The sequence below is a fragment of the Corynebacterium sp. HMSC066C02 genome (genome assembly GCF_001814945.1).
Lineage (GTDB): Bacteria > Actinomycetota > Actinomycetes > Mycobacteriales > Mycobacteriaceae > Corynebacterium > Corynebacterium aurimucosum.
In genome coordinates this window covers 61,446-81,575 of the sequence record NZ_KV818439.1, presented here as the reverse complement: position 1 = coordinate 81,575, position 20,130 = coordinate 61,446, and the positions used below count along the sequence as shown (strand labels likewise).

Below are 20,130 nucleotides of genomic sequence, written 5' to 3'. Positions count from 1 at the left end.
CGGAGGAAGAAACACCCAGCTCAGGGGTGGGGTGAAGCGTCAATCACGGGCACGGGGCTATATGCGCTACAGGTGTTGGGGCGGACGGACTCACGTTATGGGAAGGGAGGAAGTTGACCGCCGGGAAGAAGATGCCACTGGCGTGCGGGGAAACGCTGGCCTCGGGCGCACGTGGTGGGTGCCGAAACGGAACAGGAAAAGCCCCGCGAGGAGGGGGCTTGGAACCTTAGGCGCTAGTAGGGCCCGGCGGCATGGTGCGCTTGTGGGCGCCGCCGCGCCAGAGGGTTTCGATGCGCTCGCGGGCGTCGTCAGGCACGTCCTTGCCCTCGAGGTAGTCATCGATGTGGGTGTAGGTGACGCCGAGAGCTTCTTCATCAGAGAGCAAGGGGCGGTCATCCTCCAAGTCAGCAGTTGGTACCTTCTTCCACGTGGAATCCGGTGCGCCGAGATGTTTCAGGAGTTGAGCGCCCTGGCGCTTGTTGAGCCCGGCGAGAGGCAGGATGTCGGCAGCGCCATCGCCCCACTTGGTAAAGAAAGCTGTGACGTTTTCGGCGGCGTGGTCGGTACCGATGACTAGCGCACCGACCTCGCCGGCTAGCGCGTACTGTGCAGCCATGCGCAGACGCGCCTTGAGGTTGCCTCGATTGAAATCCCCCAGAGAGTCTTGTTGCATGGCGTTGGCGACGGCGCCGTCGAGAGCTGTGGTGGCCTCGGCAATGTTGACGGTGAGGGAGTAGTCAGGCTCGATGAAGTCCAGAGCGATCTGTGCGTCATCCTCGTCGGCCTGCACTCCGTGGGGAAGGCGCACGGCCCAGAAATGTGCGCCGTCGACGCGGGCTACCGCCAGCTGCGCCAACCGTCCGGCCAGGGTGGAGTCTTGGCCACCAGAGATGCCCAGGACAAAGCCCTTCGCACCGGTGGTGCGAAGATAGTCCACCAAGAAAGCGACGCGGCGCTCAACCTCTTCTGCTGGATCGATACGGGGTTTTACGCCGAGGGCCTTGATGATGTCGTGCTGAAGGTCTGAGGATTCATGTGACATGACGCCCATGGTAGCCGCCTGCGACAATAGGAACCCGTGAACAAAGATACTTACGTCATGATCGTCGCAGGCGTAGCCGCCCTGGGCGGCCTGCTCTTCGGATATGACACCGGAGTGATGTCTGGTGCCCTTCTCTTCGTGGGGCCGGAATTCGGCATGTCCGCCCACGAGGAGGGGCTGGTGACCTCGATGCTGTTGGTTGGCGCGGCAGTCGGTGCGCTGTCAGCTGGGCGTGTGGCGAGCGTAATCGGGCGGCGTCGAACCCTCATCGCCGGCGGACTCATCTTCGTGGCTGGTTCCGTGTGGTGTGCGCTAGCAAACTCAGCTGCGGAACTTGCTACCGCCCGCACATTCCTTGGCGTGGCGGTGGGCGCGGTGTCCATCGTCTCCCCGATGTACATCTCCGAAATCACCCCGGCGGCTGTGCGGGGCCGGATGGTCTCCCTCAACACGCTCATGATCGTCGTCGGGCAGCTACTCGCGTACGGGGTGAACTCGCTGTTGGCTGCAAGCGGCAGCTGGCATTGGATGCTCGGGCTGGCCGCGGTCCCGGGTGGGGCGCTGGCGCTCGGCATGGTGTTACTCCCCGATACCCCGGCGTGGCTCGCGGCACAAGGTCGAACGCGCGAGGCTGCCGCAGTCAGCGCTCGGGTTGGCGCGCGGGGAGCGGAGTTGGAACATAGCGCGCGGCCGAACACGGGTGAATGGCGAGCTTTGCGACGCCACCGCTGGATGCGCTGGGCCGTCGCGCTTGCCATGCTCATGGGCCTGACCCAGCAGATTACGGGTGTTAACGCCATCGTGTACTTCGCACCCACGATGATGAACCAGGTGGGTATCTCCACCACCAACTCGGTGTATACGTCGATGGTGATTGGTGTGGTGTCCGTCGCGGCGTGCCTAGTGGGCATGCGCGTGGTCGACCGACTGGGGCGCCGTCGGTTGTTGCTAGCAGGATTAAGCGGCAACGTTGTGTCGCTCGTGGTCCTCGCTGTGGCTTATCACTTCGCCTATGATTCCACGCCGCTGGCTATGCTGGCGCTGACGTGCATGGCGGCGTTCATTGCATTCCAGCAGGCGGCGGTCTCCCCGGCCACGTGGCTGCTCATGTCAGAAATTGTGCCGCCCGAAGTTCGCGGCTTGGGCATGGGAATCGCCGGGCTGGCGTTGTGGGTGAGTAACTGGGCGGTGGCGCAGTTCTTCTTGCCGGTGGTCGAGTGGCTCGGCGGCTCGCTGGCCTTCGGAATCTTTGCGGTCTTAGGCCTCGTCGCGGTGGGGTATACCCGCGCACTCGTTCCGGAAACGGCGGGGAAGAGCCTCGAGGATGTTGCCGAACAGCTTCGCTCCCGCTACTCCGAAAGCTGAGTGTTTTGGTTATGGCGCGCGCGTGGGGTAACATTTTTCCTCGTGTCATTGCTGGGTGTCTGCCCGGCTGTGCTTTGAACTAATCAATCGCATCAAGATTGCGCATAACGAAAGGAGCGCCCGATGAAGGTTCGCAAGTCGCTTCGGTCGCTGAAGAAGAAGCCGGGCGCCCAGGTTATTCGCCGCCACGGTAAGGTCTTCGTGATCAACAAGAAGGATCCGCGCTTCAAGGCTCGCCAGGGCTAAGTCGTACGGACTCGCACCGCCCCCTTCAGCATGCTCATAGCTTGTTGGAGGGGGCGGTTTCCTTTTGCCGCTTCGCTCCGGGCTGAAACTGCCTCTGTGAGCTTAAGGAGTCTTTCGTGCCAGTGTGCGGGAGGCGAAAACCGGGGCCCGAGTGGTGTTTGTCACAAACTAGGTGAATCTTCGGTGAACGAGCAGGGAATATCACCCGTGTAGTTACCGCCGTGGCAATCGGTGAAGTGATGGGGTGTCAACATGTGGGGTCGGGGCGGGTTACATCCTGGGAATATCACCCTTGTAACTACTACATATAGTGCTAGTTGCGGGGTGCGAGCACAAAGTATAGTGTCGTTGATGTTGCTTGAGCGGCGGTTCTGCACCGCTGTTCAAAGCTTTAATATGGGGCTACTAAGCGCCCTGCTGGTATCGAATTCAACAGTCACTCCGCGTGTAGTGCCGAAGGAAGCTGAAGGAACGTCACATGAGCATCACCCTCTACACCAAGCCCGCTTGCGTCCAGTGCAACGCCACCAAGAAGGCTCTTGACCGTGCTGGTCTCGACTATGAAACGGTGGATATCAGCCTGGATGATGATGCCCGTGACTACGTCATGGCTCTGGGCTACGTCCAGGCGCCGGTCGTTGAGGCTCACGGTGAGCACTGGTCCGGTTTCCGCCCTGACCGCATCAAGGCTCTCTCCGTTATGGCGGCGAGCGCCTAGGGAACAGTCATGTTGGTCGTGTATTTCTCTTCCGCTACGGAAAACACCCACCGCTTCGTCGAGAAGCTCGGCCTTCCCAGCGCCCGCATCCCGCTGCGTCTCAGCGATGAGCCCCTCACCGTGAATGAACCCTACGTCTTGATTTGTCCGACGTATGGGGGAGGGGCATCGATGAGCGGGCGCAACACCCGGCCTGTTCCCAAGCAGGTCATTCGTTTTCTGAATGACGAACACAACCGCAGCTTCATCCGCGCTGTCGTAGCCGGAGGCAACAGCAACTTCGGCAGTGACTTTGGCAAGGCCGGCGACGTCATCGCCGCCAAGTGTAAGGTTCCTTATGTGTACCGCTTCGAGCTTCTCGGAACCGAGGAAGATGTCACAATTTGCCGTGAAGGCCTCTTGGCCAACTCGGCTGCTTTAGGTTTAGCCGCCTAAAGCCTCATTCCTATTATTTTGTCTCTCCATTTCGCCATAGCAAAGAAAGGCCCGTGAACGTCGTGACCACGCAATTGGGTAAGACCGTCGCTGAACCTGTGAAGCCAGAGGAGCAGCTGGATTACCATGCGCTCAACGCACTTCTGAACCTGTATGACGAGAACGGCAACATTCAGTTCGACAAGGACCGTGAGGCCGCGAACCAATTCTTCCTCCAGCATGTCAACCAGAACACCGTCTACTTCCATGATCTGGAAGAAAAGATGCGCTATCTGGTGGACAACAAATACTACGAGCCGGAACTGCTCGAGCAGTACGACTTTGATTTCATTAAGTCCCTGTTCAAGCGTGCCTACGCCTTCAAGTTCCGTTTTAAGACCTTCCTGGGTGCCTACAAGTACTACACCTCGTACACGCTGAAGACCTTCGACGGCCGCCGCTACCTCGAGCGCTTCGAAGACCGCGTGTCCATGACCGCACTCTTCTTGGCGGATGGTGACACCAAGGTGGCTGAGCACCTTGTAGATGAAATCATGACCGGCCGCTTCCAGCCGGCTACCCCGACCTTCCTCAACGCCGGCAAGGCTCAGCGTGGCGAGCTGGTGTCCTGCTTCCTGCTGCGTATCGAGGACAACATGGAGTCCATCGGCCGCTCCATTAACTCCGCTCTGCAGCTGTCTAAGCGCGGCGGCGGCGTGGCCCTGTTGCTGTCCAACATCCGTGAATCTGGCGCGCCCATCAAGCACATTGAGAACCAGTCTTCCGGCGTCATCCCCGTGATGAAGCTGTTGGAGGATTCCTTCTCCTACGCGAACCAGCTGGGTGCTCGCCAGGGCGCTGGTGCGGTTTACCTCAACGCGCACCACCCGGACATCATGAATTTCCTCGACACCAAGCGCGAGAATGCGGATGAGAAGATCCGCATTAAGACACTGTCGCTCGGCATCGTGATCCCGGATATCACCTTCGAGCTGGCGAAGAACAACGACGATATGTACCTGTTCAGCCCGTATGACGTCGAGCGCGTCTACGGCAAGGCCTTCGGCGATATTTCCGTTACTGAGCACTACGAGGAGATGGTCGAGGATCCGCGTATCCGCAAGAAGAAGATCAACGCTCGCCACTTCTTCCAGACCGTTGCGGAGCTGCAGTTCGAATCCGGTTACCCGTACATCATGTTCGAGGACACCGTGAACCGCGCGAACCCGGTCAAGACCGGTCGCATCAACATGTCGAACCTCTGCTCGGAGATTCTGCAGGTCAACTCCCCGTCGGAGCTCAACGAGGACCTCACCTACAAGACCTTGGGCAGCGATATTTCCTGCAACCTTGGCTCCCTGAACATTGCCGCCACCATGGATTCCCCGGACTTCGCGCTGACGGTGGAGACTGCTATCCGTGGTTTGACCGCGGTGTCGGATAAGACCGCCATCAACTCTGTTCCTTCCGTGCGCAAGGGCAACGATGATTCCCATGCCATTGGCCTGGGCCAGATGAACCTGCACGGTTACCTCGGCCGCGAGCACATTGAGTATGGCTCCGAGGAAGGCTTGGACTTCACCAACGCCTACTTCGCCGCCATCATGTACGCCGCGCTGCGCGCCTCCAACAAGCTGGCCCGCGAACGCGGCGAGTACTTCAGCGAGTTCCCCGAGTCTGACTACGCTAGTGGCGAGTTCTTCGACCGCTATGATCCGGCTGACTTTGCTCCCCGTACGGAGAAGGTCAAGGAGCTCTTCGCCAAGTCCTCGATCCACACCCCGTCGGCAGAGGAGTGGGCGCAGCTGAAGGTGGACGTCGCCAAGCACGGCATTTACAACCGCAACCTGCAGGCGGTGCCGCCGACCGGATCGATTTCCTACATCAATAACTCGACCTCTTCGATCCACCCGATTGCCTCTAAGATTGAGATTCGTAAGGAAGGCAAGATCGGCCGCGTCTACTACCCGGCGCCGCACATGGACAACGACAACCTGGAGTACTTCAAGGACTCCTACGAGATCGGCTACGAGAAGATCATTGACACCTACGCCGAGGCCACGAAGTACGTTGATCAAGGTCTGTCGCTGACGCTGTTTTTCAAGGACACCGCCACTACCCGCGATATCAACCGTGCTCAGATTTACGCTTGGCGCAAGGGTATTAAGACTCTCTACTACATCCGTCTGCGTCAGATGGCGCTGGAGGGAACCGAGGTTGAGGGCTGCGTTTCCTGCATGCTCTAGTCTTTATTCGCACGCGCCTCAATGAGAATGGCGCGTGCGATTTTTTCTGCCTCGGGGGAGTCACCGCGGTGGATTGCCTCCGCTAGATCGAGGTGGAGCTGTGCGGTGCCGGCCGTGGGGTTGCGCTTGCGGGAACCATAGAGGGAGCGCCCGCGCACCATGGATAGGAGATAGGGGCTTAGCGCAGTGAACATTTCATTGCCTGAGGCATGGAGAACCATGGCGTGGAAGCGCAGATCTGTGGCGAGGTGCTCGCCCACGCGCCGCGTTGGCGTGACCTGAAGTCGGTGGGCCAGCTCCAAAATCTCTTCCTTATCTTCTGGGGAAGCGTGCTGCGCGGCTAAGCCCGCGGCGACAGGCTCGATGGCGAGACGCAGATCATTAAGAGAGGTGCGCTGGCTATCGCGCGATTTCTCGGATCCTAAACGCCAAGAAATGATTGCGGGATCGTAGACCGCCCATTCACTGATGGGGAGCACTGTAATACCTACTCGGCGTGACGAGGAGACCATCCCTAGGTGCTCGAGCGCGCGCATGGCTTCGCGGGCTACGGTTCGGGAAATACCGAAACGCGCGCAGAGATCAGTGAGCGTAAATCGATCACCGGCTGCCAGCGTGCCGCTGACGATGTCCGTGCCCAAAGCGTCGAGCACGGTACTGAGGAGGGGAGCGGAGGAGTCAGTCATTCCATCGAAACTTGGGGTCATGAGAACAGGACTTAAGTATAAAACACGCTGGAATTTTGGCCCCTAATTTTAGCGGGTACGATGGCACCGAACCCCAAAATTACTAGCAAGACGAGGTGACGTGCGTGTCTCACGAGTACGACGATTACATCGCTAGCCACGAGGCTCCGGTGAAGGCAATTAACTGGAATACCATTCCGGATGAGAAGGATCTTGAGGTGTGGGATCGCCTGACCGGTAACTTCTGGCTCCCGGAGAAGGTTCCGGTGTCCAACGACATCCCGAGTTGGAAGACGCTGACGGAGAAGGAGCAGGAGACCACCATGCGCGTCTTCGCTGGCCTCACCCTGCTCGATACCATTCAGGGCACCGTGGGTGCGGTCTCGCTGCTTCCCGACGCCGTCACGCCCCACGAGGAGGCCGTGTACACCAACATCGCCTTTATGGAGTCCGTCCACGCGAAGTCCTACTCCAATATCTTTATGACGCTGGCGTCGACCCCCATGATCAACGACGCCTTCCGCTGGTCTGAGGAGAATGAAAACCTCCAGCGCAAGGCTAAGATCGTCATGTCCTACTACGAGGGAGATAACCCGCTGAAGAAGAAGGTAGCGTCCGTGCTGCTGGAATCCTTCCTCTTTTACTCTGGTTTCTTCCTGCCGATGCACTTCTCGTCGCGAGCAAAGCTGACGAACACGGCCGACATCATCCGCCTCATTATTCGTGATGAGGCCGTTCACGGCTACTACATCGGCTACAAGTTCCAGCAGGGCTACAAGGAGCTTTCGGAGCCGGAGCAGGAAGAGTTGAAGGGCTATGCCTTCGACTTGCTCTACGATCTCTATGAGAACGAGATTGACTACACCGAGGACCTTTACGATGAACTGGGCTGGACCGAGGATGTGAAGCGCTTCCTGCGCTACAACGCCAACAAGGCGCTGAACAACCTAGGTTTCGAAGGTCTCTTCCCCGCGGATGAAACCCGCGTGTCCCCAGCGATCCTGTCTTCGTTGTCTCCGAACGCCGATGAGAACCATGACTTCTTCTCTGGCTCCGGCTCTTCCTACGTAATTGGCAAGGCCGAGGAAACCACCGACGACGACTGGGACTTCTAAGCCCTCCCTGTCGGTACCGCGCACCTCCCGAGAGGATCAACCGAAAGTTTGATTCTTTCAGGGGGTGCGTTTTTGGCTTTCCGGGGCCTACAGCACCGACCTTCTGTGTTCTATATCACCGAGCGTTAAGGTGCGCTGCGGCGGGTCGGCCGCGTACAAGGGGTTATCTGCTCCAAACGGGGCTAGCGAGGGCGGTGGAAAATAACAGAGCGCTGGAAATTTGGCCCTGAGGTGGCCTAATATAATGCGAGTAAACCTAGGTGTTTGATCGCTGAGCGTGTGGCGCGTGAAAACGCGTGATACCGATGTGGTTAAACGCTTGTTCTTCAGGAGGATTTTATGACCGCTGTGGCGCCACGGCTCGACGATTACGTCGCGCCTACACGTCCGGAGCCGACTGGTAATGCAAAGACCGGTTCCAAGGCGTGGACGTTGCTAACCACCACCGACCACAAGCAGCTGGGCATCATGTACATGATCATGTCCTTCAGCTTCTTCTTCCTCGGTGGCTTTATGGCTCTGCTTCTTCGTGCTGAGCTTTTCACCCCAGGACTGCAGTTCCTGTCCAACGAGCAGTTCAACCAGCTGTTCACCATGCACGGCACCGTTATGCTGCTGCTGTTTGCAACACCAGTGGTGTGGGCGTTCGGTAACTACGTTCTGCCCCTGCAGATTGGTGCACCGGATGTGGCCTTCCCGCGTCTGAACGCTTTCGGTTTCTGGATTACCCTGACCGGCGGCATCGTGATGCTCGCGGGCTTCTTAACCCCGGGCGGTGCTGCTGACTTCGGCTGGACCATGTACGTGCCGCTGGCTGACTCGGTTCACACCCCGGGCATCGGCGCTGACATGTGGATTGTTGGTGTGGGTGCTACCGGTGTCGGTACCATTGCTTCCGCCATCAACATGATCACCACGGTTCTCACCCTGCGTGCGCCAGGCATGACCATGTTCCGTCTGCCGGTCTTCACCTGGGCTGTCTTCACCGCTTCCATCATCGTGCTGATGATCTTCCCGCTGCTGACCGCCGCAGCGCTGGGCGTTCTCTATGACCGCAAGCTGGGTGGCCACATCTTCGATTCCGCCAACGGTGGCGGCATCCTGTGGCAGCACCTCTTCTGGTTCTTCGGCCACCCGGAGGTTTACGTCCTGGCACTGCCGTTCTTCGGCATCATCTCCGAGATTGTTCCGGTCTTCTCCCGTAAGCCGGTCTTCGGCTACATTGGCCTCGTCTTCGCTCTGCTGGCCATCGGTGCACTGTCCATGGCTGTGTGGGCTCACCACATGTTCGTGACCGGCGCCGTCCTGCTGCCGTTCTTCTCCTTCATGACCTTCCTCATTGCGGTTCCGACCGGCGTGAAGTTCTTCAACTGGGTCGGCACGATGTGGAAGGGTCATATCACCTGGGATACCCCAATGATCTTCGCCATGGGCTTCCTGACTACCTTCCTCTTCGGCGGTATGACCGGTATTATGCTGGCCTCTCCGGCGCTGGACTTCCACCTTGCTGAGTCCTACTTCCTGATTGCTCACTTCCACTACACCCTCTTCGGTACCGTGGTCTTCTCCGCCTTCGGTGGTCTGTACTTCTGGTTCCCGAAGATGACCGGCCGCATGCTGGATGAGCGTCTGGGCAAGATTCACTTCTGGCTGACCTTCATTGGCTTCCACGGCACCTTCCTGGTTCAGCACTGGGTGGGCAACATGGGTATGCCGCGTCGTTACGCTGACTACCTGGAGTCTGATGGCTTCACGGTCTTCAACCAGATTTCCACCATCTTCTCCTTCGTTCTCGGCGCATCGGTTATCCCGCTGGTGTGGAACGTCTTCAAGTCCTGGCGCTACGGTGAGATCGTCACCGTGGACGATCCGTGGGGTTACGGCAACTCCCTCGAGTGGGCTACCTCCTGCCCGCCGCCGCGCCACAACTTCGTATCCCTGCCGCGCATCCGTTCCGAGCGTCCGGCCTTCGAGCTGCACTACCCGCACATGGTCAAGCGCATGCGCGAGGAAGCACACGTCGGGCACTAAGCACTCACTAGCTGAGTACTCCTGAAAACGCCGCCTCCCCATCACCGCGATGGGGAGGCGGCGTTTGCCGTAGGTGGAGATTCCAGGATCGCGGTGTGCGATAATGAGGCCCGTGGATAATCAAAGTGAACAAGTCTTCGCCGTTGTCACCGCCTCTGGCCCCGACAAGCCCGGCGTATCGGCCGCCTTCTTCCGAGTCCTGAGCTCCCACAACGTCGAGCTCGTCGACGCCGAACAGGCTATTTTTTCCGGCCGTATCTCCCTTTCTGCGTATATCCGGGTGCAGGCCTCCCGCCTCGAAGCGCTCGAGCAGGGCCTACGCAACACGTTGAGCATTTATGCCCAATCCATCAACGTGGATCTTCGGGAAGAGGAGGCAACCTCACGGCCGCGCTCCACGCACGTCGTCGTGGTGCTAGGACGCCAGCTCAACGCCAGCCACATGTCGGCGATTGCCAAGGAGCTGGCCAACCTGAACGTCAACATCGACCGCATCCGCGGTCTTTCTACCTACCCGCTCAACGGTCTCGAGCTCTACATCACCATTGAGGGAGCTTCCGACCCAGTCCGCGCAATGCTGGCCCGCTTGGCCACGGAGCAGGGCGTCGACATCGCCATTGAGCGCTCCGGCCTGCAACGCCGCTCAAAGCGGCTTATTTGCTTTGACTGCGATTCCACCCTCATCACCGGCGAGGTTATCGAGATGTTGGCCGCCCACGCTGGCAAGGAGGCAGAGGTTGCTGCGGTGACGGAGCGCGCAATGCGCGGTGAGCTGGACTTCGAGGAGTCTCTCCGCGAGCGCGTCGCCGCCCTGGCCGGGTTGCCGGAATCGGTGATTAAGGAAACCGCCAACGATATTCGTCTGACTCCAGGCGTGCGCACCACCATCCGCACGCTCAAGCGCATGGGCTACCGCGTTGCAGTGGTGTCTGGCGGCTTCATTCAGGTGCTCGAGGACCTCGCTAATGAGCTCGACCTTGACTACGTGCGCGCCAATACCCTCGAGATCGAGGACGGCAAGCTCACCGGCCGGGTCATCGGGGACGTCGTGGACCGCAAGGCCAAGGAGATGTTCCTGCGCGAATTTGCTGCGGATTCGGGCCTGAGCATGCGGCAGACCGTGGCGGTTGGTGACGGTGCCAACGATATCGACATGATCTCCGCTGCCGGTTTGGGCATCGCCTTCAACGCCAAACCCGCACTGCGAGAGGTTGCGGATACCTCGGTCAACCATCCGTACATGGATGAAATCCTGCAAATCCTGGGCATCCCCATGGAGGAAGTCGCCAGTGAATAACCTCCGCGAGGCCCACCGTCGCCTCGTGGCCGCGTGCAGCGAGCGGAGCTGGCGGGATGATCCCGAGGACCCCAACAAGCCCGAGACCATCCAGGCGATGCAGATAGCGCTCAACCTGCCCAAGCAAGACACGCCCACGCGCACGGAGGTGTTGGAGGCAGCGGCGCGGGGCGTGGTCAAGCTCTGCCTCGACGATCGGGCCGGGCAGGATGGGGCCTTCTCCGAGGCCTTGGGGCAGTGGTACGGCCACCGCATCCGCAAGGTGGCCCGCCGCGCGCGCAACAAGGCGTGGCGCGATGTACAGGCTCTGCCTGGGGTCACTGTCAATGACCGCGCGCGTGTCTTCGTCCCCTCGGCGGTACAGGATGTGCACCCGCTCGTCGCCAAGCTGCAGATCGGCCATACTGATCTCCCGCAGGATGAGCCGGGCCCCGCGCTTGCCGACGCCCCCGTGATCTACATCGACTCATCCCTTGCCATGAGCGCCGGAAAGGCTGCGGCGCAAGTGGGGCATGGTTCAATGCTGCTGGCTGCGGCAATGAGCTTCAAGGAAGTAGAGGACTGGGCAGCGCGGGACTTTTCGCTTTCCGTGCGCGAACTCGGCACTGCGGACTTTGCAGCGGCATGCGCTCGCCCCGGTGCTGTTGTGGTGCACGACGCCGGCTTCACCGAAGTTGCCCCAGACTCAGCTACGGTCTGCGCGCTGCGCCGCCCCTAACGGGCTTCGACTAGGCGCTGGAGAGCCCCGCGCACGACGTGCGGGTCGCTCGTGGGCCACATCTGTGGCATCGAGGCCCTCAAGTAGGAGCCATAGCGCTTGGTTACTAAGCGGTTATCCAGTACTGCGACGACGCCGCGGTCGTTAGCAGAGCGCAGCAAACGGCCCGCGCCTTGGGCCATAAGCAATGCAGCATGCGTGGCGGAGACTTCCATGAAGCCGTTGCGCCCGGCGGCCTTCGCGGCCTCGGTGCGAGCCTGCATGAGGGGGTTATCCGGGCGCGGGAAGGGAATGCGGTCGATGAGGACCAGGGAACAAGCAGGACCCGGTACGTCGACGCCCTGCCAAAGGGTTAGCGTGCCGAAAAGACAGGAGTTTTCGTTCTTCGTGAACTTGTCCACGAGAGCGCCGATGGAGTCCTCGCCCTGGAGGTAGATATCGAAGGGGAGCGTGGGCTTGAGTTCCTCGGCTGCCTGCTGCGCGGCTCGCCGCGAGGAGAAGAGCCCGAGCGTGCGCCCGCCCGCAGCCATGATGAGCTCGCGGATCTCCTTGAGCGTCTCGGGGCTGAGGCCGTCACGGCCCGGCTGCGGTAGGTGCGACGCGGTATATAAGATGCCACTGCGCGCGGGGTCGAAAGGATAACCCACATCAAGGCTGTCCCACGTGCCCTTCGGCAGGCCCCACTGCGCGGCCATGGCGTCGAAGCGCCCTCCCAAGGCCAGCGTGGCGGAGGTCAGCACCACGGTTTGTTCGCCGAAGAGCTTTTCGTGCAGCATCCCGGCGATGGAGAGCGGGGCCACGGCGAGGGTGTCGTTCAGCGTGCGCTCATCGCGCTCCAGCCAGACTACGTCGGCATGCGCGGCGGGGTCACCGGTAGCGAAAACGTCAAGGATGCGAGCGATGGCTTCGACGAGGCTAGCGAGGTGATTGGCCAGGTTCTGGCGCTCCGCAGATTTTTCCGGGTCTTGGGACTGCTCACCCTCGGGGGCGCGGGCGATGGTCTCGCGGCAGTCGGCCAACGTGTCCGCCAAACCCATGAGCTGCTGCTTGGCTTCCTCTGGCAAGTCGGTCCAGCGTCCTGGCGCGAATTCTCCGAGGAGTTGACTCAGCTCGTTGGCCTGCTCAGCGAGGCGTTGGTCCTTACCGTTGGCGCCGAGAGACTTGGCGCGGCTGGCCGCCATCTTCAGCGCGCGCCCGGTGATTTCGGCGGTAGAAACCGAGGTGATGCGGCCATCTAGCTCGTGGGCCTCATCGATGATGACGACATCGTGTTCCGGCAGGATATTGATGTCTGCTACTGCGTCAATGGCGAGCAGCGCGTGGTTGGTGACCACGATATCGACGTCCGCCGCGCGGCGTCGCGCGAGTTCCGCGAAGCAGTCCTCGCCGTGCGGGCAGCGTGTGGCGCCGAGGCATTCGTTCGAGGTGACGGAGACTTGCCGCCACGCGAGGTCGGGCACGCCCGGTTCCAAATCCTCACGGTCACCCGTCTCGGTGTCTTCCGCCCATTCATAGACACGTTGGACGTGGCGGCCGAGGTGGGAGACCGAGTCTTCGTCGAGTAGCGCGTCCTCATCCTCCAGTTCGGCGGCGCGGGACACCTTGTTGAGGCAGACGTAGTTGGAGCGGCCCTTCATGATGGCGAAGGTGGGCTTCTTCTCCAGGTGCGGCTCGAGGGCCTCGGCCAGACGCGGAAGGTCCCGCTCCACGAGCTGCCGCTGCAGCGCCAGCGTGGCGGTGGAGACGATCACCGTGTGTCCGGTTCCTTGCGCGTGGCGGAAGGCGGGCACGAGGTAAGCCAGGGACTTACCCGTACCAGTTCCTGCCTGCACAGCGAGGTGGCGTTCCTTTTCTAACGCGGTGGTTACGGCCTCCGCCATGCGCACCTGGCCGGCACGCCGCGCGCCGCCGAGGGAAGAGACTGCGGCGTCGAGAAGGTCAACCGTTGTGTCGTGCATGTCAGGCAGTGTAGTCGGTCGCCTTCGCCGTGCTTCTTAAGAGCCGAAGCCAACGAAGCGGGTGGGAACCGCAGGCTCGTCGCGGGTGAGCGCTAGGCCTTCCCATGGCAGGGTGGTGATGGCCTGAGCCAGATACTCGCGGGATTCTTCGAGGGTAGGCAGGTTGTCGAGGATTTCGCCGTCGCGCATGAGCGGTACCGTCATCTCGCGGGTGCGCAGCGTGCCCGTGTCTGGGGCCTCGGCGGAGAAGGGGAGCACGAGCTCCTCGACGGCCACCCCCGAGGAACGGTAGGTGCGCAGAGAGCGCTTAGCCCCACCCTGCGATTTCTTCGAGGAGGAGCGCTTGGCTACTGGGTGGCCATCAACCTCGACGACCTTGTACACCATGCTGGCGGTTGGCGCGCCCGAGCCAGTAACCACTGAGGTACCCACGCCATAGACATCGACGGGGTCGCCGCGCAGGCCGGCGATGGCAAACTCATCGAGGTCGGAGGAGACCACGATTTTGGTGTTGTGGTTGCCCAAGTCATCGAGCTGCTTGCGCACGCGACGGGTGACCGCGGCCAAATCACCAGAGTCGATGCGCACGCCGCCCAACTCGGGGCCGGCGACGCGCACGGCGGTTTCTACGCCCTTGGTGATGTCATAGGTATCCACCAGCAGGGTGGTATCGACGCCGAGCGTTTCGATCTGCCCGCGGAAGGCCGCCTCCTCATTGGGAGTGCCGTCCTCGTTGACGTGCGCCAGCGTCCACGCATGCGCCGCAGTGCCGGAGACCGGAATGTCGTAGCGGTAGCCGGCTTCCAGGTTGGAGGTGGCCTGGAAACCTGCCAGGTAGGCGGCGCGGGCAGCGGTCACGGCAGCGTATTCGTGAGTGCGGCGCGAACCCATCTCGATGATGGGGCGGCCATCTGCAGCCACCACCATACGTGAGGCCGCAGAAGCCACTGCGGAATCGGAATTCATGATGGACAGAATCACCGTTTCCAGAATCAGGCATTCACCAAAGGTTCCGCGCACGGTCAACAGGGGCGAATTGGGGAAGTAGAGCTCACCTTCGCGGTAGCCATCGATGTGTCCAGAGAAGCGGTAATTGGCCAGGTATTCCTTGGTTTCTGCATCAAGGAAGTCCATCTCTGCCAGTTGTTGGGCGGTAAAGCGGAAGTCCCGGACTGCGCGAAGTACGCGTTCGGTGCCGGCCACGACACCATAGCGCCGCTCGTTGGGGAGGCGGCGGGCAAATACCTCGCAGGCCACTTGGCGGTGCGCGGAGCCATCGCGCAACGCTGCCTCCAACATGGTCAGCTCGTATTTATCCGTAAGGAGAGCCGTAGAACGATCGCTAGGTCCGAACCCAGAATCCTGGGTGTTGTCTGAGATAGTAGTCACATCGAAGATGCTACTCAGGGAGCTCTGAAAAATCAGCTCTTCTATTCCTCAAGCTGAATGACGACGTAGACCTCGCCGTCGTTATAAGCCACTCCAACGGCTGCAGTGGACATCCGGCGATCCCGCAAAGCAGCCACATGGTCGGGAGAAGCAAGGAAGGCTTCCATGAATTGATAGCCGCTAGCCTCCTCCAAGGGCAGGTGGTGCTGAACCATCTGCACATTTTCTTCGGCCGAGTCTTGCGTCTTGGTGACGGCGTTGCACTCTGCCTTTTCGCGGGCTGCGGTTTGGCGGTCGATCCAGGGCACCAGTGGGGCTTGGCCATCTTCCTTGCGCCACTCGTTGAGCCCCTCCATGAGCTCCTCTTGGATGGTGGCGAGCTGGCGTTGGACGGGAACGTCGGGAAGCTCGTAGTCGCACGCCTCCGACGTCGGGGGTTCCGCATCCGTCGAGCTGCCGTCGTCCGACGGGTTGGTCAGGCTAATCACGGCAGTGACGAGCGTGCCGCCGAGGACGAGCACGGTGAGGATGCGCTGCAGGAGGAGCACGACATCCTCCTTCGCCGGTTGGCGTCCCGCGAGAATGTCAGTAACGGCTGGGGGAAGGGTGAAAGAATTCATCGGTGCCACCTGGAAACGACAATCAGGTCAGAAGTTGATGACAGTATAACCGCTCGCTACCGGAAAAAATTTGGCTAGGGTAGAGGACATGAAAGCGCACAAAGAAACGTCCGCGGGTGTGGTTATGAGTTCGCCCATGGCCACCCCGGAGCTGGATGAAGCGATTGAGGTCGACGTCGCCACGAGCGAAAACCTGCCGTGGATGTGCATTGTTTGGGATGACCCAGTCAACCTAATGAGCTATGTTTCCTACGTGTTCCAGACTGTGCTGGGCTATGACAAAAAGCGCGCCAACGAGCTGATGATGCAAGTCCATACCGAAGGTAAGGCGGCAGTCTCCTCAGGTGAGCGTGACAAAGTCGAAGCCGATGTGAAGAAACTGCAAGTCGCCGGCCTGTGGGCCACGATGCAGCAGGCAGGATAAGAGTATGCAGGCTTGGAAAAAGAAAAAGTCCTTCATGCGTGGCGCGAAATACACGACTATTTTCGAGCCCATGGAGCGCGAAGTTTTAGGTGATCTCACCGCAACCGTCTCCGAGGCCATCATTGCCCGCGCACAATCGGCCCCCAAGGATGAGTTGGCGGACATGCTCGACATGCCCACTGGCCACACCGAAGCACCGGAGGATCCATCGCTGGCTCGCCTTTTCCCCGACTTCAAAAAGGCAGGGGATGAAGAGTTCGACGGCGATAATTCACTGCTGCGCTCGCTGCACGAGAATGACATCGCGCGCGCCAAGCTGGAAAACCTCCAAGTGATTAACACCGCGCTGGGGCCCACCGGCGGGGTAGAGGTGGCTATCAGCGAGGAAGAAGCACATGCCTTCCTCGCCGGGCTCAATGACCTGCGCCTCTTCATCGCCGCCGGGGACGTGCCGGAGGATACCCCTGGAGCGGACCGCGATACGCTCGTGGAATGGCTGGCGTTCTGCCAGGATTCGCTGCTCGACGTCATCATGGATTAGCACCGTGCAGACTCTCCCCGACATGGGCTTTTCTGTCGGTCACGTCACGCGTGAGGACACCGGCGTCACCGTCGTTTACTGCGGTGAACAAGGTGCCGTGGCTGGCGTCGATGTGCGCGGCGGAGGCCCCGGCACCCGCGAGACGGATCTGCTGGAGCCGCACAACACGGTTGAGCGCGTTCATGCTCTTGTCCTTGCAGGCGGTTCGGCCTTTGGGCTGGCAGCAGCGGATGGTGTCATGCGCGGGCTTGAGGAAGCGGGAATTGGTTTCCCCGTCTTTGGGGAGGAGAGCCCCGGCCCCCGCGTACCCATCGTGCCAGGCGCGGTCATTTTTGATCTGCTCGCTGGCCCACAGCGCCCCACGGCGGAGGATGGTCAGGCGGCTCTACGCGCCGCGTTGGCAGGGCACGACGCTACGAGCGGCAGCGTGGGCGCAGGCACCGGCGCCTGCGCAGGCAAGATCAGAGGTGGGGTGGGGACCGTGCTTATCGATGTCTCCCCGTTCACCGTCGCCGCGGTTGTTGTAGCCAACCCGGTGGGGCAGGTGATTGATGCTGAGACTGGGCGTTTGTTTGGCGCACCGGACGCGCCGGCCGTGGACGCTAAGCGGTTTGCCGCGGCCCGCAGCCTGGCTGAATCTTTCGCAGAGGCTTCTCAACTAAACACCACCATTGGCGCGGTGTTGACCGACGCCCCGTTAACCAAGGCCCAAGTAAAACGTCTTGCTTTAGCGGGCCACGACGGCATTGCCCGGGCGGTTCGCCCGGCGCATTCTCCACTGGATGGAGATACGCTTTTTGCCGCCGCCTCCGGAACACAACCTGCGGAGCAGGGGATCGGCGCTGCGGAGTTGGCGTCGTTAAGCGCCGCCGCTGCCGACGCAGTGGAGGCAGCCATCGTCGAGGCTGTGGTGAGCGCCACCCCGGGGCTGGGTTTGGAGGCGTATTCCTCGCTGCGCGCTTGCTAAAGTTGGAGTCATTATGACGACGAGTGGACCTTTTGGCCAGCAGCATTCGCATGGGCCCAACCCCTTCCGGCCCCGCCCGGCAGCCCCCGGGGCGGGGCAGCAGCCTGTTCTCAACACGGGGGATTCGAAGAATTACACTCGGGCTGGACGCCTGAAGACGGCAGCGTCTTTAACGGTGGGCTTCCTAGTCGTTGAGTGGGTTATCCACATCATCAACTCCCTGTTTTTTGGCAGCGAGCTGGGTCAATACGGCATACGCCCACTGGACTTTAATGGCATCTGGGGGATTTTCACCGCTCCGCTACTCCACGCGAACTTTGAGCACCTCATCGGAAACTCACTGCCCGGTGCCGTCTTTTGTTTCCTGATCGGCCTCTCAGGCCGCAAGGCATGGTGGGAAGTTACCATCATCGTGGTACTCATCGCTGGCATCGGCACCTGGCTGTTGGGCGGGCCGGGGACCTCGCATATTGGTGCCTCGGGCATGGTGTATGGCTGGCTGGCCTACCTCATTGTCCGGGGAATCTTCAACCGTTCCCTGGGCCAATTTCTCGTCGGCGTGGGGTTGGGCTTTGCCTATTCCGGTCTCATCTGGGGCGTGTTGCCTATCTATGAAGGAGTCAGCTGGCAGGGGCACCTTTTCGGTGCCATCGGTGGCGTCGTCGCGGGAATGGTGATCACCTCCGATGACCCGATTAAAAAGGTTAAGCCCGCGCCCGAAGGAGTAACGCGCTAATGCCTGATGCAACATCTCCCATCGGGATTTTTGACTCGGGCGTGGGTGGCTTGACCGTTGCGCGCACCATCATCGAGCAGCTTCCCGACGAATCCATTATCTACATCGGCGATACCGCCCATGCGCCCTATGGCCCGCGCTCCATCGCCCAAGTGCGTGAGCTGTCCACCGCGATTGCCGATGAGCTCGTGGAGCGCGGCTGCAAGATGCTGGTGATTGCCTGCAACACCGCGACGGCCGCCTTTTTGCACGACGCCCGGGAGCGCTATGACATTCCGGTCGTGGAGGTTATCCGTCCGGCTGTACGCCGTGCCATCGCCACCACCCGCAACGGAAAAATTGGCGTGATCGGCACGGAGGGCACCATCAATTCAGGTGCTTATCAAGATCTTTTTGCCGTCAATCCGAATGTCGAATGCGAGGCGGTGGCCTGTCCTGATTTCGTGAATTTTGTCGAGCGCGGCATTACGGCTGGGCGCCAGATCCTTGGCGTGGCGGAGGGCTACCTGGCGCCGTTGCAATCGGCGGGCGTCGATACGCTCGTTCTTGGCTGCACACATTATCCGCTGCTGACGGGCGTCATCCAGCTCGCCATCGGAGATAACGTCACGTTGGTGTCTTCGGCGGAGGAGACTGCGAAGGATGTCCTGCGCATCCTCACCAACACAGACATGCTGGCCCCAGTAGGGCAGGTACCCACACGTAGTTTCGAGTCCACTGGCGACCACGCGGCCTTCGAGCGTTTAGCCGCGCGCTTCCTGGGGCCCAAGATTTAGAGCGGGTGAGGATGTACAATCGACCCAAATCCCGCATCCCCCATTGTTTCGTGGAACTATTGAACGCATGAAGCTGACCATCCTAGGCTGTTCCGGCTCGGTGCCCACTGTGGGTAATCCGGCCTCTGGCTATCTCTTGTCTTTCCCCTCTGCTCCGTCCATCATCATGGATTTGGGCCCGGGTACGCTTGCACGCCTGCAGGAACTTCAGGATCCTTGCGATGCACACGTGGCGTTAACTCATCTTCATGCCGATCACTGCTTGGACTTTCCGTCTTTGATGGTGTGGCGGCGCTTCCACCCCACAGCACCCGCGGCGTCCCGCAATTTCTGCCTCGGGCCCAGTACTACCGAAACCCACCTGGGCCGCTTGTCCTCTGATGCTCCGGACGGGGTGGATGACATGAGCGATACGTTTGCGTTCAGCCCCTGGGTGGACCGCGAGCGCCAGCTTGTTGACGATGTCTATATCACCCCCTTCCGCACAGTTCACCCGGTCGAGACATACGCCTTGCGGGTCGAACACACTAAAACCGGTGCAACCTTGTGCTATTCAGCTGATTCGGCTTATACGCCCGCGCTCGTCGAGGCTGCCCAGGGCGTGGATGTTTTCCTCTGTGAGGCCGCATGGGGCGAGACCTCGGAGGACAAGGCCCCGGATATGCATATGTCGGGGGCAGAAGCCGGGCGCTTGGCGCGTGAGGCAGGCGTGAAGAAGTTGGTGCTCGTTCACCTGCAGCCGTGGGGTGATGCTGCGGCAACCTATGAAGCAGCGGCCCGTGAGTTCGACGGTGAGATCGTCGTCGGTGCCGCCGGTATGGAGCTCGACTTTTAGCACGCG

The 20,130-nt window shown here is 60.7% G+C and carries 20 protein-coding genes; 15 read left to right on the top strand and 5 right to left on the bottom strand.

Features of this window, described 5'->3' with window-relative positions:
* Nucleotides 1–226 precede the first annotated feature (226 nt).
* Complete coding sequence (nadE, locus tag HMPREF2996_RS02860) at nt 227–1,051, bottom strand: ammonia-dependent NAD(+) synthetase (RefSeq protein WP_070730023.1); 825 nt, start codon at nt 1,049–1,051, stop codon at nt 227–229.
* Nucleotides 1,052–1,078: 27 nt separating this feature from the next.
* On the opposite strand from nadE, the gene HMPREF2996_RS02855 reads away from it, so the two are divergent.
* The 5 genes from HMPREF2996_RS02855 to nrdE all read left to right on the top strand — a co-directional run bounded on the left by HMPREF2996_RS02855 (nt 1,079) and on the right by nrdE (nt 6,031).
* Nucleotides 1,079–2,407: a sugar porter family MFS transporter gene (locus tag HMPREF2996_RS02855; protein ID WP_070730021.1), complete on the top strand. Its 1,329-nt coding sequence runs from the start codon at nt 1,079–1,081 to the stop codon at nt 2,405–2,407.
* Between the two features lie 123 nt (nt 2,408–2,530).
* Entirely contained in the window at nt 2,531–2,653 is a 123-nt protein-coding gene (gene ykgO, locus HMPREF2996_RS02850; RefSeq protein WP_003847162.1) for a type B 50S ribosomal protein L36, read from the top strand.
* Between the two features lie 478 nt (nt 2,654–3,131).
* A complete protein-coding gene (gene nrdH / locus HMPREF2996_RS02845) occupies nt 3,132–3,371 on the top strand; it encodes a glutaredoxin-like protein NrdH (RefSeq protein WP_070443347.1) in 240 nt (79 codons plus the stop codon).
* A gap of 9 nt (nt 3,372–3,380) precedes the next feature.
* Nucleotides 3,381–3,806: a class Ib ribonucleoside-diphosphate reductase assembly flavoprotein NrdI gene (gene nrdI, locus HMPREF2996_RS02840; RefSeq protein ID WP_070730019.1), complete on the top strand. Its 426-nt coding sequence runs from the start codon at nt 3,381–3,383 to the stop codon at nt 3,804–3,806.
* 62 nt (nt 3,807–3,868) lie between these two features.
* Nucleotides 3,869–6,031 (top strand): class 1b ribonucleoside-diphosphate reductase subunit alpha, encoded by a 2,163-nt coding sequence (nrdE, locus tag HMPREF2996_RS02835; protein WP_070730033.1) that lies wholly within the window; start codon nt 3,869–3,871, stop codon nt 6,029–6,031.
* On the opposite strand, the gene HMPREF2996_RS02830 is transcribed toward nrdE, so the two are convergent.
* Nucleotides 6,028–6,738, bottom strand: a complete 711-nt coding sequence (locus tag HMPREF2996_RS02830) for a FadR/GntR family transcriptional regulator (RefSeq protein WP_070525284.1) — start codon at nt 6,736–6,738, stop codon at nt 6,028–6,030. The two genes, nrdE and HMPREF2996_RS02830, sit on opposite strands and share 4 nt — an antisense overlap.
* A gap of 104 nt (nt 6,739–6,842) precedes the next feature.
* Between HMPREF2996_RS02830 and nrdF the strand changes: the two genes are divergently transcribed.
* The 4 genes from nrdF (at nt 6,843) to HMPREF2996_RS02810 (ending at nt 11,878) form a co-directional block, all read left to right on the top strand.
* The gene (nrdF, locus tag HMPREF2996_RS02825; RefSeq protein ID WP_070443354.1) at nt 6,843–7,832 is read left to right on the top strand and encodes a class 1b ribonucleoside-diphosphate reductase subunit beta; all 990 of its coding nucleotides are present in this window, start codon (nt 6,843–6,845) and stop codon (nt 7,830–7,832) included.
* Between the two features lie 339 nt (nt 7,833–8,171).
* Nucleotides 8,172–9,863, top strand: a complete 1,692-nt coding sequence (gene ctaD, locus HMPREF2996_RS02820; protein ID WP_070645904.1) for an aa3-type cytochrome oxidase subunit I — start codon at nt 8,172–8,174, stop codon at nt 9,861–9,863.
* A gap of 103 nt (nt 9,864–9,966) precedes the next feature.
* Complete coding sequence (serB, locus tag HMPREF2996_RS02815) at nt 9,967–11,160, top strand: phosphoserine phosphatase SerB (RefSeq protein ID WP_070443358.1); 1,194 nt, start codon at nt 9,967–9,969, stop codon at nt 11,158–11,160.
* Nucleotides 11,153–11,878 carry a peptidyl-tRNA hydrolase gene (locus tag HMPREF2996_RS02810; protein WP_070730017.1) on the top strand — a complete coding sequence of 242 codons (726 nt, stop codon included), beginning with the start codon at nt 11,153–11,155 and terminating at the stop codon, nt 11,876–11,878. The genes serB and HMPREF2996_RS02810 overlap by 8 nt, the downstream gene beginning before the upstream one ends.
* Here HMPREF2996_RS02810 and HMPREF2996_RS02805 read toward each other — a convergent pair.
* The 3 genes from HMPREF2996_RS02805 to HMPREF2996_RS02795 are packed head-to-tail and all read right to left on the bottom strand — an operon-like array spanning nt 11,875 to nt 15,845.
* The gene (locus HMPREF2996_RS02805; RefSeq protein WP_070443362.1) at nt 11,875–13,836 is read right to left on the bottom strand and encodes an ATP-dependent DNA helicase; all 1,962 of its coding nucleotides are present in this window, start codon (nt 13,834–13,836) and stop codon (nt 11,875–11,877) included. The genes HMPREF2996_RS02810 and HMPREF2996_RS02805 overlap by 4 nt on opposite strands.
* A 36-nt stretch (nt 13,837–13,872) precedes the next feature.
* Nucleotides 13,873–15,225, bottom strand: a complete 1,353-nt coding sequence (locus HMPREF2996_RS02800) for a nicotinate phosphoribosyltransferase (protein WP_070730015.1) — start codon at nt 15,223–15,225, stop codon at nt 13,873–13,875.
* A gap of 41 nt (nt 15,226–15,266) precedes the next feature.
* On the bottom strand, nt 15,267–15,845 hold the full coding sequence (locus HMPREF2996_RS02795; protein ID WP_070711196.1) for a spore germination YkwD domain-containing protein: 579 nt from the start codon (nt 15,843–15,845) through the stop codon (nt 15,267–15,269).
* An 88-nt stretch (nt 15,846–15,933) separates the two neighbouring features.
* Here HMPREF2996_RS02795 and clpS point away from each other — a divergent pair, with 88 nt between their 5' ends.
* From clpS to HMPREF2996_RS02765, 6 genes are all read left to right on the top strand, one after another.
* The gene (clpS, locus tag HMPREF2996_RS02790; RefSeq protein WP_012715272.1) at nt 15,934–16,269 is read left to right on the top strand and encodes an ATP-dependent Clp protease adapter ClpS; all 336 of its coding nucleotides are present in this window, start codon (nt 15,934–15,936) and stop codon (nt 16,267–16,269) included.
* Between the two features lie 4 nt (nt 16,270–16,273).
* Nucleotides 16,274–16,810 (top strand): DUF2017 domain-containing protein, encoded by a 537-nt coding sequence (locus HMPREF2996_RS02785; protein WP_070645914.1) that lies wholly within the window; start codon nt 16,274–16,276, stop codon nt 16,808–16,810.
* Between the two features lie 22 nt (nt 16,811–16,832).
* Nucleotides 16,833–17,777 (top strand): P1 family peptidase, encoded by a 945-nt coding sequence (locus HMPREF2996_RS02780; RefSeq protein ID WP_070730013.1) that lies wholly within the window; start codon nt 16,833–16,835, stop codon nt 17,775–17,777.
* Between the two features lie 13 nt (nt 17,778–17,790).
* Entirely contained in the window at nt 17,791–18,513 is a 723-nt protein-coding gene (locus HMPREF2996_RS02775; RefSeq protein ID WP_083313771.1) for a rhomboid family intramembrane serine protease, read from the top strand.
* A complete protein-coding gene (gene murI / locus HMPREF2996_RS02770; RefSeq protein ID WP_070730009.1) occupies nt 18,513–19,289 on the top strand; it encodes a glutamate racemase in 777 nt (258 codons plus the stop codon). Before HMPREF2996_RS02775 ends, murI begins: the two co-directional genes overlap by 1 nt.
* 67 nt (nt 19,290–19,356) lie before the next feature.
* Nucleotides 19,357–20,124 carry an MBL fold metallo-hydrolase gene (locus HMPREF2996_RS02765; protein ID WP_070443376.1) on the top strand — a complete coding sequence of 256 codons (768 nt, stop codon included), beginning with the start codon at nt 19,357–19,359 and terminating at the stop codon, nt 20,122–20,124.
* Nucleotides 20,125–20,130 lie beyond the last annotated feature (6 nt).